This window comes from Acidimicrobiales bacterium (assembly GCA_035533595.1).
In the GTDB taxonomy this organism is placed as follows: domain Bacteria; phylum Actinomycetota; class Acidimicrobiia; order Acidimicrobiales; family Bog-793; genus DATLTN01.
On the sequence record DATLTN010000064.1, the window covers coordinates 14,878 to 29,723 of the forward strand.

The window sequence follows — 14,846 nt, forward strand, 5'->3', positions numbered from 1 at the left end:
CCGCTCACAGCGCGTCCGCGTAGCCTCCGCTCGCGATGGACGACGAGGACTTCCCCGGAGCTGCCTTCTTCCTCCGCCTCGGCCGCCGGATGGCGACCGACCCCGAGCTCGCGGTCTGCGGGCGCTTCCTCGACCTCGCCGTCGGTTTCGAGTCCGACGGCAACCGCCAGGTGATCACCTTCCACGAGGGCCAGCTCGTCGGCGTGGCCCCCGACCGCGAGGACGGCGTCGACCTCGCCTTCTCCGGTTCGCACGAGGACTGGGAGCGCTTCTTGAGCAGGGAGCCGCCGCCGGGTTACGCCGACGTCGTCGGCATGGACCGCCGCGGCGACACCTTCTCGATCACCGGCGACGCGACGGTGCTTGCCCGTCATCTCCGCGCCCTCAGCTGCGTGCTGCGCCTCGCGCGCGCCGAGGCGACGGCGGGCGCGCCGTGAGCAACACCGAAGCGGTACGCGGCGGCTACGTCCACCTGGGTGCCGGCGACGACGAGGCGCGCGTCTACTACGAGGAGTGCGGCGAGGGGCCGGCCCTGCTCTGCCTGCACACCGCCGGCGCCGACTCGCGCCAGTGGCGGCACCTCCTCGCCGACGAGGAGATCACCAGCCATCGCCGCGTCGTCGCCTTCGACCTGCCCTGGCACGGCCGCTCGCTCCCGCCGGGCCGCTGGTGGGAGCGGGAGTACCGCCTCACCACCGGCGAATACGCCCGCCGCACCCTGCAGCTCGCCGAGGCGCTCGAGCTGACGCGTCCGACCGTCGTCGGCTGCTCGGTCGGGGGAGCGACGGTCCTCGACCTCGCCTGGCACCACGCGGCGGAGATCGGGGGGGCGATCGCCGTCGAGGCGGCAGCGAAGATCGTCGGCCGTTTCAGCGATCTCTCGATCCGGCCGGACGTGAACGGCGCCGAATTCGTCGCCAGCTGGACCTATGGACTGATGGCGCCGCAGAGCCCCGAGGCACTCCGGCGCGAGGTGTGGTGGATCTACGCGCAGGGCGGCCCCGGCGTCTACCGCGGCGACACCTGGGCCTGGAGCGAGGACTGGGACCTGCGCGGCCACGAAGGCGAGGTCGACACGGCGCGCTGCCCGCTATGGATCCTTTGCGGCGAGTACGACTACGTCTGCACCCCCGAGGCGGCGCTCGCCACCGCGGAGGCGATCCCCGGTGCCGAGGCGGCGGTGATGGCCGACCTCGGTCACTTCCCGATGAGCGAGGACTACGGCCGTTTTCGCCCCTACCTCCTGAAAGCGCTCGACGACATCGCGGCGCGCAGCGGGCGGCCGTCGTGAACCGCCGGCGCACGGGGGGCGGGGTCTCGTCCAGGGGGTCGCGATGGACCGTACATACTGGTGAGAGCACCGTCGGCCTCCCCGCGAGCGACGGTCGCACCGCAACGGAAGGACGGCGGGAACTTCAGTGATCTCCACGGATCGCTCCTCCTCGGCCCGGAGACGCCTCGGGCACCTCGCCCCCCTCACCGCGCTCGTCGGCGTGGCGCTCGTCTTCTCCGGTTGCCTCAGCTCGGGTTACACCTACCTGTCGCACACGACGTCCTCCGACCGCACCGTCGTCTACTTCAAGCTCCCCTCCTCCTGGACCCGCTTCTCGTTCTCCGCGGACGCGAAGGCGGCGAACGGCGCCCTCACCCAGACCCAGGTCAACCAGATCCAGGCGGGCACCCACTGGTACGTGAGCTTCACGTCGGCCAAGCACGCGAAGCCGAATCTCAACAGCAACCTCGCCGCCTACCACCCGCAGGGCCTCGCCTACGTCGCGCAGCTGAGCGGCACCCAGCGTGACGGCTTCTCCCTCTCCTCTCTCCGGTCACAGGTGCTCGGCACCGACCCCCTCTCGGCGAACGCCACGGCCTTCAATGTGCTGAGCTATCGCGAGTTCACCCTGCCAGGGGGGATCCGCGGCTCCCGACTGACGACCGACATCGCCGATCGCGGTGGCGTCACCGATACCTTCGAGCAGATCGTCGAGGTCGACGCCCAGACGAACTGGGTGTTCGCGGTCGCGGTCGGCTGCCGGGCGAGCTGCTGGGCGCCCAACGAGGGGACGATCAACCAGATCTTGAATGCGTGGAATGTGAAGGAGCTCGTCCATGGTTAATGGAATGCCTCCGCCTGGCTCCGAGGGCACCGACCTCGGCAGCCTCCCCACACTCGATCCCTCGACAGCGCCGCGCGTCGAGCTCGCCGTGCGTCCGAGGGCGAGCTTCTGGGACCGGGCGAAGATCTTCCTGCTCTTCGCGGGACTCTGGTGGGTCCTCGTCTGGGCGGCGACGGTCAACAACCCGATCGAGACCTTCGGCGATGCCGTCTCGCACGAGCTCACGTCGCTGCTGTGGCTCGAGGTCCTCGCCGGCGTCGAGCTCCTCCGCCAGTTCCACTACCTGATCTCCGAGCACTCCCCGAAGTGGCACCGCTTCTTCACGAACACGCTCTTCGGGGGCATCAACCGCTTCGTCGCCGGTCACATGAGCGACTGGACGCGCTTCCGGGCCGGGCGCGCCGTCAAGTGGCTCTTCTGGCTCGTGATCCTCGCAGTCGTCCTCGCGGGGTTCTTCCACACCTCGCCGGTCGTTTCGCTGTTCCAGGTGCCGGCGGCCTTCGTGACGGCACTGCCGTTGATCGTCCAGGTTGTCTTCTTCATGTTGATCGGCGTGATGCAGTTCGTCGCGATCTTCTGGTTCATGTCCAAGGGGGGGATCGAGACTTACTTCCCCGGCGACATCAAGACACGCTTCTCCGACGTCTGGGGGCAGGACTCGGTCCTCGCCCGCGTCAAAGAGAACGTCATCTACCTCCGAGACCCCGAGTCGATCGAGGCGCGGGGTGGCTACGTCCCTGGCGGGATCCTCCTGTGGGGGCCCCCGGGAACCGGTAAGACCCTCATCGCCGAGGCCGTCGCCGGCGAGACACACAACCCCTTCGTCTTCGTCGAGCCCTCCGCCTTCCAGGCGATGTTCTTCGGCGTCGGACCGCTCAAGGTGCGCGCCCTGTTCCGCAAGGTGCGCAAGCTCGCGCTCCGCTACGGCGGCGTCGTCGTCTTCTTCGACGAGGCGGACTCCCTCGGCAACCGTGGGGCGCTCGCGCCGGGCGGCCTCTTCCCGGGACGTTTCAGCCCGGCGCCGGACACCTTCGACCACGGCATGTGCAACGGCATGTCGTATTTGAGCTCCCCGTCCGCGAATGACCTGCTGCAGGCGCACCTGCAACACGGGACCGTCGACGCGGACGAGGCTCCGCGGCGCCTCGTCAACCGCGTGATGGCCGGCGGGATGATGGGTGGCGGTGGCATGGGCGTGCTGCAGCCGCTCCTCGCGCAGATGTCGGGGTTGAAGAAGCCCCGCGGCTTCTTCAACCGGGTCATTCGACGGGCGCTCGGCATGCAGCAAAAGCCGGCGCCGAAGTACCGGATCCTGTTCATGATGGCGACGAACATGCCGGACTCCCTCGACGAGGCGCTCCTCCGGCCGGGGCGGATCGACCGCATCTACAAGGTTGGCTACCCCTCCAAGGCCGGCCGAATCCGCACCTACGAGGGCTACTTCTCCAAAGTCGCCAACAGCCTCACGCCAGACGACCTCGACCGCCTCGCCACGATCACCCCGTACGCCACGGGCGCCTCGATCAAGGACCTGGTGAACGAGTCGCTGATCAACTCGATCCGCGAGGGACGCGACGTCATCACCTGGTCCGACGTCGTGCGGGCCAAGCAGCTGAAGGACCTCGGGCCCCCCGAGGACGTCGAGTACGTGGAGCGCGAGCGGCATGCCGTCGCCGTCCACGAGGCGTGCCATGCGCTCGCCGCGACGCGACTGCGCCACTCGATGCTGATCGACATCGCGACGATCGAGAAGGGCGGGAGCTACCTCGGGATGGTCTCCTCGGTGCGCGCCGAGGACACCTTCACCCAGTGGCGCAGCGACTACGAGGTCGACGTCATCGTCTCGCTCGCCTCGCTCGCGGGCGAGAAGATCTTCTTCGAGGGCGACAACTCATCGGGCGTCTCCGGTGACCTCAACTCGGCGACGATCATCGCCACCTACATGGAGGGCTACTGGGGGATGGGCCAGACCGTGGCGAGCCACGGCATCACCCAGTCGGTCGGCATCGGCGGCGCACCGGTGCGCGACCGGCGACGCGACGAGCGAGGCTTGCTCGAGGGGCGTGGCCTCGGCGAGCGGATCGAGAGCAAGTTGATGGACCTGCTGCAGCGGACGGCGAAGCTGATCGAGGCGAACCGCACCGAGATCCTCGCCCTCGCGCACGCCCTCGAGCGCCACAAGACCCTCACCGGGGAGGACGTGATGGCGATCGTGAACGGGACCAAGGGGCCACTCATCGACGGTCGGATGTACCACACCGAGGAGTTCCGGGAGATGGCCGAGGCCTACCACGCCGAGATCCTCCGGGCACACCGCGACCACGACGACGTGAACATCCCGCTCCCCGTGCTCCCGGACTACGTCGAGCCGCTGGCGTCGGTCGGCCAGAACGGCGCCGGCTCGGCGTTCGGCGTGGGTGAAGGCGAACCCGGCGAGCACTGATCGCGGCGCCCGCCGCGACTCGCACGACCCGCGCGCTGCGCTGAGGGACGACCGGACACGCCTCGATGAGGTCCTCGACCTCATCGAGGACCAGGTCACGGTCGGGGGCATGCAACTCGACCTCCTCCGGCCGCTCGACCCCGCCGCGCTCGTCAGTGAGGACGCCTTCGCCGAGAACGAGTTCCTCCCCTACTGGGCCGAGGTCTGGCCCTCGGCGCTGCGCCTCGCCGACAGCCTCCCCGAGCACCTCGACGGCCAGCGCGTCGTCGAGCTCGGCTGCGGGATCGGCATCCCGAGCCTCGTCGCCGCGGCACGGGGCGCCGAGGTGCTGGCGACGGACTGGGCCGAGGAGGCCCTTGGCCTACTGGCGCGTAACGCGGCGCGCAACGGGCTCAACGTCGAGGTCGCCCGAGTCGACTGGGCCGCCCCCACGGCGCTCATCGCCCGCGCCCCGTTCGACCTCGTGATCGCCGCCGACGTCCTCTACGAGGCGCGCAACGTCGCCTGGCTCCTCGCGCTCCTCCCCCAATTGGCGACACACGTCCTCCTCGCTGACCCGGGGCGCGACCACGCCCGCGACTTCCACCGCGCGATCGTCGGCCGCTACCGCGCCGTCGAGCTGCCGGGCGGGGTCTTCTCCTTCGAGGCGCTCGTTTAGCCGTCCGTCGCGGCGCCCACCAACGCCGCCGAGGCCTCGGCCTCCTCGGCAAGCACATTGGTCACGTAGGCGCCGGTGCGCAGCGGGTGCTCGCGAAGGAACAGCAAGAGCGGGATCGAGAGCGCGGCAACGGGCGCCGCGAAGAGGAAGACGACGTGCAGTGAGCGGGCGAAGGAGTCGACGACCGCGAGGCGGAGCGGCCCGGGGAGGGTGCGCACCTTGGCGGGGCTGAAGGCGAGGCTCGCGGCCGAGATGTGCGAGCGCGCCGCATGGGGGACGAGGCGTGGCACCCAGTAGCGGAGGCGAGCATTCATCACCGTCCCGTAGAGGGCGACCCCGAAGGCGCTGCCCACGTTGCGGAAGAACATGTACGAGGCGGTCGCTGTTCCCATGTCGGCGCGCTGCACGTCGTTTTGGAGTGCGACGACGATCACCGTGAGGATCATCCCCATCCCCGTCCCGAGCAGGACCATCAGCGCCGCGATCTCGAGGCGTGACGAGGAGGGAGTGAGGGTCGAGAGGCCGAAGATCGCGAGCGGCACGAGGAACGAGCCCGTCACCGGCCAGCGCTTGTAGCGTCCGCTCTTCGCGACGTGGCGCCCGACGACGACGCTCACGATCGTCACGCTGAGCGAGTTCGGCATGATCAACAGACCCGAAAGGGTGGGTGCGATCCCCGTCACGAGCTGCAGGAACAGCGGCAGGTAGGCGGTCGTCCCGAAGAGCGCGACGAAGGCGAGGAAGCCGACGGAGTTCACGATCCGGAAGGTCGCGTTGGAAAAGAGCTGCAGCGGCAGCAACGGCTCGGGGGCACGCGCCTCGTAGGCGGTGAAGGAGACGACGAGCACCGCCCCGAGGACGAGCAGGCCGATGATCTGCGGCGAGGACCAGGCGTAGGCGCCGCCACCCCAGACGCTCACGAACAGCACCGAGAGCACCGCGCCGGAGAGGAGCAACGTTCCGAGGTAGTCGATGCGCCGTGAGCTGACCGTCGGCGGGAGGTGGAGGACGACCGTCGTCACGGCGAGTGCCACCGCGCCGATCGGCAGGTTGACGTAGAAGCACCACCGCCAGGAGAGGTGCTCGGTGAGCAGGCCCCCGACCGCCGGGCCGGAGATCGCCGAGAAGGTGAAGACGGCGTTCATATAGCCCTGGTACTTGCCGCGCTCGCGTGGCGACAGGACGTCGCCGATGATCGCCATCACGAGCGGGAAGATGCCGCCGGCGCCGATCCCCTGCACGCCGCGGAAGATGATCAGCTCGACCATCGTGTGCGAGAAGCCGCTCAGCGCGGAGCCGAGGAGGAAGATCACGATCGCCGCCTGGAAGACGACCTTGCGACCGAAGAGGTCCCCGAGCTTGCCGTAGAGGGGGGTCGTCGCCGTCGCCGCCAACAGGTAGGCGGTGATCACCCAGGAGAGGTGGTTGAGGCCCCCGAGGTCACCGACGATCGTCGGCAGCGCGGTGGCGACGATCGTCTGGTCGAGCGAGGAGACGAGCACCCCGAGCATCAGCCCGAAGTAGATGACCCGGATCTGGCGGTGGCTGAGGGCCTCCACCCCCGCCGGCGCTCCCCCCACGGCGCCGGGCGCGGCTACAGCGGGGAGGAGACGAACAAGAGCGAGCGCTCGAAGCGGGTCACGGCGCCCCCGAAGCGGTCGTCGACGAGCGCGACGACGCGGGCGTCGAGGCGCTCGCGCCGCTCGGGGTCGATGCCGGCGTGCATCCCGTAGGTCGAGGCCGAGGCGACGAAGCCCTCACCGTCGAAGTCGCGCTGGTAGCGGTACTCGTGGATCTCGGGCTCGCTGAACAGCCCGCACTGGCCGATCTTCTCGGCCCAGCCGTCGGCCACGGTGCGCTGGGAGTTGAAGGTCCCGCCGAGCTCGGGCGCCTCCTCGGCGTAGATGGCGGCGAGCGCCTCCTCGAAGCCCTCCGGGCCGAGATCGACGAGCGTCTGCCAGGCGTGCGCGAAGTGGCCGTCGGGGGCGAGGAGCTCGGCCGCGTGCGCGAAGCCGACGGCCGGGTCGACCCACAGCCAGGAGGTGGCGGCGATCACCAGGTCGACCGAGCCCGCCGGCGCCTGGAAGTCCTCGAAGCGCTCGGCGACGTGCTCGAAGGCGTCACCGATGTGCGCCTTCGCGACGGCGGCCATCGCCTCGGCCGGCTCGATGCAGCGGAGCGCGTAGCCACGCGCCGCGAGGTGCTGGGTGCACAGCCCCGTGCCGGAGCCCACCTCGATGACCACCGAGCCACGGTGCAGGCCCGCGATGCGCTCGAGGTCCTCGAAGAGCTCCTCGGGGTAGTCGGGGCGCGCCCGGTGGTAGGTCTCGGCGGAAGCCTCGAAGACGCGGCGGCGCGCTTCAGTCCGCCCCGCGGAGTAGTCGCTCACCGGCCCACTGTGGCACGTGACTCCCGCAGCGCGCCCCGCTTCCCGCCGCCGCATCCGGGTAGCGTCGCGGCCAGCGGGTCCGCCGGCATCTGGAGGGGATGATGATCAGCGCGCAACGCCTCACCCACTGGTCGATCCCGGTCGCCGACCTCGAGGAGAGCGAGGCCTTCTACGGGGGCTTCCTCGGCCTCGAGTACCGGGGGCGGCTGGGCAACGGAAGGGCCGCTGTCTACCGGGTCGGTGACAGCGACTTCATCGTGTGGGAGTGCGGGCAGCCGACGGACCCCGCGGTCCGCGAGGCGGGGGTGCACTACGCCTTCACCGTGTCGCCCGAGGTCTGGGAGGAGGCGATCGGGGAGATCCACGAGCGGGGCATCCCGCTCCATGGGCCGATCGTCTACCGCGCGCGCGGCGTGTTCCTCGGACGCGAGGTCTACGTCCTCGACCCCTCCGGCAACGTCGTCGAGCTCACCGACCCCACCTGGCATGAGGGGCTGCCGACCCCCACCTTCGAGGAGCTGAATGGGATCGGGGCCGTCGTCCGATAGGGAGTCGGCCGCGGTCGATTCACAGATCGGCGGCGGGCGGCCGTTATCCCCTCATGCCTTCGCTCTCGACCCGCCGACGGCCGCTGTTCCGGCTCTTCGCGACCTACGGCCTCGTCAGCCTCCTCCCCGTCCTGTTGCTCGGCCTCGTCCTCGCCGCGAGCTACCGCTCGGTGGCCACCCAGCGCGGCCTCGCCGAAGGGCGCTCGGAGGGCCTCTTCGTCGCCTGGACCGCGGTCGACCCCTTCCTCGGGAACCGCCCCCTCGCCGACGGCCTCTCCGCGGCGACGCACGCGGCACTCGTCCGCACCGTCGACGGCGCGGTCGACAAGCACGAGGTGCTGCAGGTCCAGCTGCTCGCCCTGAACGGCAGGGCGGTCTTCGCGAGCGCCGGCTCGCCGCGGGTCCTGCCCCCGCTCGGCGGTGCCGCCAGCGAAGCGAGCTGGGGCGCGGTGGCCGCCACCCTGCATCCGCTGCGCGCGGCTCCGGCGTCGGCGGCCAACCCCGAGACCGTCGAGGTCGACGTCCCCCTCTCCGGCAGCGCGAGCAAGCCGATCGGCATGCTCCGCATCGTCCTCCCCTACGCGCCGATCGCCGCCGACGTCGCCTCGGGGCTGCACAGCCTCTACGGCGACCTCGTCTTCGGCCTCGGCGCCCTCTACCTCGTGCTCTTCCTCCTCTCCCTCTCGGTGAGCCGGCGCCTCCGCCAGCAGGTCCGCCTCAACCGCCACCAGGCGGAGCACGACCCGCTCACCGGCCTCCCGAACCGGGCGCGCTTCCACCGCAAGGCCGAGCTCGCCGTCGGCCGCGCCCGCCGCCACGACCGCGAGGCGGCGATCGCGGTGATCGACCTCGACCGCTTCAAGGACGTGAACGACACCCTCGGCCACCACAACGGCGACCGCGTCCTCGTCGAGTTGGCGCGTCGCCTCGCCGCCTTCGTCCGCCCCCAGGACGTCGTGGCGCGCCTCGGCGGCGACGAGTTCGGCGTCATCCTTGACGGCATCGAGGAGCCCGAGGCGGTGCTCACCCAGATGCGCGCCGTGATCGAGCGCGAGTTCGAGCTCGACGGCCTGCCGCTGTCGATCGAGGCCAGCGTGGGCTACGTCGTCTCGCCCGCCGACGGCGTCGACGTCGACGAGCTCCTGCAGCGGGCGGACATCGCGATGTACGTCGCCAAGGCGAGCCACGCGGAGGTCGTCGCCTACCACGACGAGCAGAACCACTACGACCCCGCCCGCCTCAGCCTGATCGCCGAGTTGCGCCACGCGATCGACGCCGGCCAGCTGACGCTGCACTACCAGCCGAAGATGACCCTCTCCGACGGGAGCACCGGCTCGGTAGAGGCGCTCGTCCGCTGGAACCACCCGGTCCTCGGCCTCCTCTACCCCGACCGCTTCCTCCCCCTCGCCGAGCAGACCGACCTCATGGACCGCCTCACCGACTGGGTGCTCTCGACCGCGCTCAACGAGCTCAGCGACCTCGGGCCCGCCGGCTCGCACCTCAGCCTCGCCGTCAACGTCTCGGCGCGGAACCTCGCCTGCGACGACTTCGCCGAGCGCGTCGTCGACGCCCTCGAGCTCGCGGGGGTCGAGAGCCACCGCCTCACCGTCGAGATCACCGAGACCGCGCTGCTCACCGACCCGCTGCGCGCCGCCGCGGTGCTGCACGCCCTTGACCGCGAGGGGGTGAAGGTCAGCCTCGACGACTTCGGCAAGGGCCAGACCTCCCTCGGTTACCTCTCCTCGCTGCCGGTCCGCGAGCTGAAGATCGACCAGGGCTTCGTCACCGACATGCTGAGCTGCCCCTCGCACGCCGCCATCGTCCGCTCGATCGTCGACCTCGGCCACAACCTCGCCCTCGAGGTCGTCGGCGAGGGCGTGGAGAGCGGCGAGGTGCTGCGCGCCCTTCGCGACTCGGGGTGCAACACCGCGCAGGGCTTCCTCCTCGGTCGCCCGATGCCCGTCGAGGAGCTCGCCCGCTGGCTCTCCGCGGCGGCCCTGCGCGAGCGCGTCTCGGCCTGAGCCCTACTCCGCGGCGGTGGGGACCCGCGGGCCGCGCACCATCGTCGCCCGCGCCTCGTGGTCGTTCACGAGGGTGAACGCGGCGAGCGCGCCGAGGAGGGCGATCGCCGCGGCGGCGACGTAGGCGGCGTGGAAGGCGGGGTAGCTCTCACCGCCGACGCTCGCCACCACCGTCGAGAGGATCGCGACCCCGAGCGCGAGCATCGTCTGGCGCTGGGCGGAGAAAATCGCCGAGGCGTGGCCGGTGTCGGCCGCCGCGATCGTCGTGAACATCGCCGTCTGCATCGGCAGGAAGGCCGTCGAGTTGGCGGCGCCGGCGAGGAACATGATCCCCCGCACCTCCCAGATGTTGGTCCCCGGGCCGACGGCGACGAGCGCCAGGATGAGCAGCATGAGCGCGAGCATCCCCGCCGCGCTCATCCGCCGGGGACCGATCCGGCCGTAGAGGCGGCCGACGGTCTGGGTGGCGCAGACGACGCCGATCGCCTCGACGAAGGTCGTCAGCCCCGAGCTCAGCGCGCTCTGGTGGCGGGCCTCCTGGAGGAAGATCGGCGTCAGGTACAAGATGCCGAGGAACGAGGCCGTGGAGAGCCCCGTCACGAGGTTGGTCGCCCGGAAGAGGCGGTTGTGCAACAGGCGCAGCCGGAGGAGCGGGCTCTCGGCGCGGCGCAGCTCGAGGCGGGTGAAGAGCGCGAGCGCGCCGAGCGCGAGCGCGCCAGTGAGGAGCACCCTCGGAGCGCCCCAGCCGACGAGCGAGCCCTCGGAGATCGCGTACAGCAGCAGGCTGAGCCCCCCGCCGGAGAGGAGGAAGCCGAGGAGGTCGAAGCGGCCGTGCGGTGTCTCACGGTGCTCGGCGAGGTAGCGGGCGGAGGCGGCGACCGCCACGACCCCGAAGGGGATGTTCACGTAGAAGGCCCAGCGCCAGGAGAGGTCCTGGATGAGCAGGCCGCCGAGGACGGGTGCGGCGGCCGGCGCGACGAGGATCGGCATGATCATCAGCCGCGCGAGGCGGGCGCGCTGGGCCGGGGGGTAGGCCCGCCAGACCATCGACGTCGCGACCGGGACGAGCATCCCGCCGCCGGCACCCTGCAGCGCGCGGAAAGCGATCAGCTCGGGGAGGTTGCGCGCCTGGCCGCAGAGGGCGGAGGCCACGGTGAACAGCGAGAGGGCGACGAGGAAGCAGCGCTTGGTCCCGATGCGGTCGCCGATCCAACCCGAGGCGGGGATCCACACCGCGAGGCTGAGGACGTAGGCGATCACCGTCCACTGCACCGAGGAGAGGGGCGCAGCGAACTCTCGCGAGAGGGTGGGCAGCGCGACGTTCACGATGTGGTTGTCCATCGCGCTCATGAACATCGAGGTGACGTAGGCCATCGCGGTCGCCTGCTGCACGCTGATCCGGTGCCTCGGTGCCGCCTGCGGGGGCTGCGAGGGAGTGCCGACGAGCGCGCCAGGCGGCGCGGCGGGAGGTGCGTCGCGCATGGACCACCGTACAGCCGGGCCCCGCAGGGCCCGATTCCGCGTGCTCAGCGCAGCCCGGCGAAGAGGTCGTCCTCGGGGACGGTGCTCCCTGTGCGGTCGAACTCACGGACGTAGCGCTCGGTGCCGAACATCGAGTCGAAGGTCTCCCGCTTCAGGCGGAGGAAGAAGGAGCTGTCGGTCTGGCTCCCGTGCGCCGCGAGGGCGCGGAACTTCGCGTCGGCGAAGTCCGAGCAGTCGACGGTAGCGGCGATGCGCTCATCGGGGACGCCGAAGTCCGGCGGGACCCCCTCCTCGCGCTCCTCCTGCTCGGGCATCTCGATCCCCGCCTCCTGCAGCGCTTCGGCGAAGCGGCCGAGGACGGAGTAGGGGATCGCCGGGTAGTAGAGCTTCTCGACGACGTCCCCGGTGAGCGCGATCGCCGTGCGGGTGATGCGGTGCGCCTGGATGTGGTCAGGGTGGCCGTAAAAGCCGTTGTCGTCGTAGGTGACGACCACCTGCGGCCGGTAGCGCGCGAGCAGCGCGGCGAGCGGCGCGGCGGCCTCGTCCACCGACATCTGCCAGAAGACGCCGGGAGCCTCGTTCTGCGGCCAGCCCATCATCCCCGAGTCGTGGTAGCCGAGCTGCTCCGCCACGGTGACCCCGAGGATCCGGCAGCTCTCAGCGAGCTCCCGCGCGCGCAGCGCCACCACCGCCGCCTCGTCGTGGCCCTCCTCCCCCGGCTTCACCCCGCCGGGGCCGTCGCCGAACTCACCCCTGGTGCAGGTCACGAGGACCGTGCGGATCCCCTCCGCCGCACAGCGGGCGAGGACCCCGCCGGTCGAGGAGGCCTCGTCGTCGGGGTGGGCGTGCACGGCCATCAGGGTGAGTGGATCGGATCGGGTCACGGGGCTCCCATCGCTCGTTGGCCCCACATGCTAAGGAGCCGTCACGCGGCCTCCGGCGGTGCACGGCACGCCGTCGCGGTGCTAAGAGGGGGTGAGCACGGTGGCCGGGCGGCCGCCGTCACGAGGGGGTGGGCCGTGACGACCGAGCTGTTCCAGGAGCCTGCGAGCGAGAGTGAGCGCGCCGGACTGCAGAAGGGCAAGGCACAGCTCTCCAACTTCGAGAAGTTCCTCGTCTCGGAGAACATCCCGGTGCACCGCGGGATCGGCTTCCGCGACGTCCGCGACCTCGAGCTCGGGGCGTGGGACCGCCTCGGCGGGAGGGGCGCCTACATGGAGCTCTCCGGCCTCGACGGGATCAAGTCGATGTTCGTCCTCGAGATCCCCGGCGGCGGTGTCCTCAATCCCGAGCGGCACCTCTACCACGCCTTCTACCTCGTCCTCGAGGGGCGCGGCACGACCGAGACGTGGATCCGCGAGGACCACAAGCAGCTCGTCGAGTGGCAGCCGGGCTCGCTCTTCTACCTCCCGCCGAACGTCCACCACCGCCTCGTCAACGCCACCAACGAGCGGGTCGTGATCATCGCCGCGACGAACGCCCCGGGGATCTTCAACATCTTCGGGAACACCGACTTCATCTTCGACAACGACTTCGCCTTCCCCGAGCACTACCGGGAGGAGGGCGACTTCTACAAGTACGACGACCAGATCTACGCGATCCCGACCACCAAGCGCGCGCAGGCGCGCACGAACTTCTACCCCGACATCATCAACTCCGAGCTGCCCCTCGACAACCAGCGCACCCCCGGCTTCCGGCGGGTGCAGCCGGCCTGGCAGGGCTTCCGGGACGAGGCGATCGGCACCTTCATCGCCCAGTACCCGCCGGGGCGCTACTCGCGCGCCCACTACCACACCGCGCACGCCGTGCTCGTCTGCCTGCGCGGAGAGGGCTACACCTTCAACTGGCCCCGCCACCTCGGCCTCACGCCGTGGAAGGACGGCCACGGCGACCAGGTGAACCGCATCGACTACGGCCCGGGCGGCCTCGTCTCGGCGGCGCCCGGGGGCGGGGACTGGTTCCACCAGCACTTCGCCGTCTCCGCCGACCCCTTCCGTGTCTTCAACATGTGGGGCGGGCCACTTCCGGAGAACTACCGCGGCTTCACCGAGTCCGGCGCCGGAGTGAACAGCAACATCAGCCTCGGCGGCCACGCGATCGGCTTCGCCGAGGAGGACCCCTACGTGCGCGAGACCTTCGAGGCGGGCCTCGCGAAGTCGGGGCTCAGCTCGACGATGCCCGAGGAGCTGTACACCAAGGACGTCTGAGGCGGGCGGCGGCGGGCGGGCGCTCCTCGTAGGGTGGTGGCGTGATGTTCATCCTCCGCAAGCTCATGCGCCTGCTGAAGCGTTGGCGACTGCGCCGCGGCCGCTGAGGGCCCGCGGCCGCTCCGAGCGGGCGCGATGAACAGGGAGCTCGCGCTCCCCGACGGGCGGCAGCTCGAGTACCGGGTGAGCGGCCCCACCGCGGGGCTGCCGCTCGTCTTCCACCACGGCACCCCGGGCGGCGCTCCCCCCTACCGCGCGCTCGAGGCGGCGGCGCACGCCCGCGGCCTGCGCTTTGTCACGCCCGCGCGCCCCGGTTACGGGGCCTCGACGCCCCTTCCTGGTCGTGCCGTCGTCGACGTCGTCGCTGACACCGCCGCGCTCCTCGAGGCGCTCGGCGCAACGCGCTGCCTCGTCGCCGGGTGGTCGGGGGGCGGCCCGCACGCGTTCGCCTGCGCGGCGCGTCTTCCCGGGACCGCCGCCGCCCTCGTCATCGGCGGCGTCGCCCCGCACGCCGCAGCAGGCCTCGACTGGTTGGCCGGGATGGGCGAGGACAACCTCACCGAGTTCGGGGCGGCGCTCGAAGGCGAAGCCCCGCTGCGGGCCCTGCTCGACAGGTGGGGATGGGCGCTCGGCCAGATCACCCCCGAGGGCATCGTCGCGGCGTTGTCGAGCCTCCTCCCCCCGGCGGATCGCCGCGTCCTCGCCGGCGCGTTCAGCGAGGACCTCGCGGCGGGCTTCCACGAGGGGCTCCGCAACGGCATCGAAGGTTGGCTCGAGGACGACCTCGCCTTCGTGAAGCCGTGGGGCTTCGAGACCGACGAGCTGGCGGTCCCGGTCTCGCTGTGGCACGGCGAGAGCGACCTGATGGTCCCGCTCGCGCACGGCCGCTGGCTCGCCGAGACGGTGCCGGGGGCGGCCGCCCACCTCGTCCCCGACGCCGGGCACCTCTCGGTCGGCCTCGAACACCTCGACGAGATCCTC

At 71.0% G+C, this 14,846-nt stretch carries 13 protein-coding genes; 9 read left to right on the forward strand and 4 right to left on the reverse strand.

Annotated features, from left to right (window positions below; all coding sequences use genetic code 11):
• Positions 1-35: 35 nt before the first annotated feature.
• The 5 genes from VNF07_12215 to VNF07_12235 all read left to right on the forward strand — a co-directional run bounded on the left by VNF07_12215 (position 36) and on the right by VNF07_12235 (position 5,218).
• Complete coding sequence (locus tag VNF07_12215) at positions 36-437, forward strand: hypothetical protein (protein ID HVB07000.1); 402 nt, start codon at positions 36-38, stop codon at positions 435-437.
• Positions 434-1,291, forward strand: a complete 858-nt coding sequence (locus VNF07_12220; GenBank protein HVB07001.1) for an alpha/beta hydrolase — start codon at positions 434-436, stop codon at positions 1,289-1,291. The genes VNF07_12215 and VNF07_12220 overlap by 4 nt, the downstream gene beginning before the upstream one ends.
• 127 nt (positions 1,292-1,418) lie before the next feature.
• On the forward strand, positions 1,419-2,117 hold the full coding sequence (locus VNF07_12225) for a hypothetical protein (protein HVB07002.1): 699 nt from the start codon (positions 1,419-1,421) through the stop codon (positions 2,115-2,117).
• A 4-nt stretch (positions 2,118-2,121) separates the two neighbouring features.
• The gene (locus VNF07_12230) at positions 2,122-4,560 is read left to right on the forward strand and encodes an AAA family ATPase (GenBank protein ID HVB07003.1); all 2,439 of its coding nucleotides are present in this window, start codon (positions 2,122-2,124) and stop codon (positions 4,558-4,560) included.
• A complete protein-coding gene (locus tag VNF07_12235; protein ID HVB07004.1) occupies positions 4,535-5,218 on the forward strand; it encodes a methyltransferase domain-containing protein in 684 nt (227 codons plus the stop codon). The genes VNF07_12230 and VNF07_12235 overlap by 26 nt, the downstream gene beginning before the upstream one ends.
• Here VNF07_12235 and VNF07_12240 read toward each other — a convergent pair.
• The gene (locus tag VNF07_12240; GenBank protein ID HVB07005.1) at positions 5,215-6,777 is read right to left on the reverse strand and encodes an MDR family MFS transporter; all 1,563 of its coding nucleotides are present in this window, start codon (positions 6,775-6,777) and stop codon (positions 5,215-5,217) included. The genes VNF07_12235 and VNF07_12240 overlap by 4 nt on opposite strands.
• Before the next feature lie 35 nt (positions 6,778-6,812).
• A complete protein-coding gene (locus tag VNF07_12245) occupies positions 6,813-7,607 on the reverse strand; it encodes a class I SAM-dependent methyltransferase (GenBank protein HVB07006.1) in 795 nt (264 codons plus the stop codon).
• A 101-nt stretch (positions 7,608-7,708) separates the two neighbouring features.
• Here VNF07_12245 and VNF07_12250 point away from each other — a divergent pair, with 101 nt between their 5' ends.
• Together VNF07_12250 and VNF07_12255 are read left to right on the forward strand one after the other, a co-directional pair.
• Complete coding sequence (locus tag VNF07_12250) at positions 7,709-8,155, forward strand: VOC family protein (protein HVB07007.1); 447 nt, start codon at positions 7,709-7,711, stop codon at positions 8,153-8,155.
• Between the two features lie 53 nt (positions 8,156-8,208).
• On the forward strand, positions 8,209-10,176 hold the full coding sequence (locus tag VNF07_12255) for an EAL domain-containing protein (protein ID HVB07008.1): 1,968 nt from the start codon (positions 8,209-8,211) through the stop codon (positions 10,174-10,176).
• 3 nt (positions 10,177-10,179) lie between these two features.
• On the opposite strand, the gene VNF07_12260 is transcribed toward VNF07_12255, so the two are convergent.
• Both VNF07_12260 and VNF07_12265 read right to left on the reverse strand, forming a co-directional pair.
• Complete coding sequence (locus tag VNF07_12260; protein HVB07009.1) at positions 10,180-11,658, reverse strand: DHA2 family efflux MFS transporter permease subunit; 1,479 nt, start codon at positions 11,656-11,658, stop codon at positions 10,180-10,182.
• 44 nt (positions 11,659-11,702) lie between these two features.
• Positions 11,703-12,515, reverse strand: coding sequence for a PIG-L family deacetylase (locus VNF07_12265; GenBank protein HVB07010.1), 813 nt, complete (start codon positions 12,513-12,515; stop codon positions 11,703-11,705).
• 162 nt (positions 12,516-12,677) lie between these two features.
• Between VNF07_12265 and VNF07_12270 the strand changes: the two genes are divergently transcribed.
• Both VNF07_12270 and VNF07_12275 read left to right on the forward strand, forming a co-directional pair.
• Entirely contained in the window at positions 12,678-13,865 is a 1,188-nt protein-coding gene (locus VNF07_12270) for a cupin domain-containing protein (GenBank protein ID HVB07011.1), read from the forward strand.
• Positions 13,866-14,000: 135 nt separating this feature from the next.
• A partial coding sequence (locus VNF07_12275) for an alpha/beta hydrolase (GenBank protein ID HVB07012.1) occupies positions 14,001-14,846 on the forward strand: 846 nt, incomplete at its 3' end.

Coding starts and splice junctions, on each gene's coding strand:
- VNF07_12215 (HVB07000.1), top strand. CDS start 36: ATGGACGACGAGGACTTCCCCGGAGCTGCCTTCTTCCTCCGCCTCGGC.
- VNF07_12250 (HVB07007.1), top strand. CDS start 7,709: ATGATCAGCGCGCAACGCCTCACCCACTGGTCGATCCCGGTCGCCGAC.
- VNF07_12260 (HVB07009.1), bottom strand. CDS start 11,658: ATGCGCGACGCACCTCCCGCCGCGCCGCCTGGCGCGCTCGTCGGCACT.
- VNF07_12265 (HVB07010.1), bottom strand. CDS start 12,515: ATGGCCGTGCACGCCCACCCCGACGACGAGGCCTCCTCGACCGGCGGG.
- VNF07_12230 (HVB07003.1), top strand. CDS start 2,122: ATGCCTCCGCCTGGCTCCGAGGGCACCGACCTCGGCAGCCTCCCCACA.
- VNF07_12255 (HVB07008.1), top strand. CDS start 8,209: ATGCCTTCGCTCTCGACCCGCCGACGGCCGCTGTTCCGGCTCTTCGCG.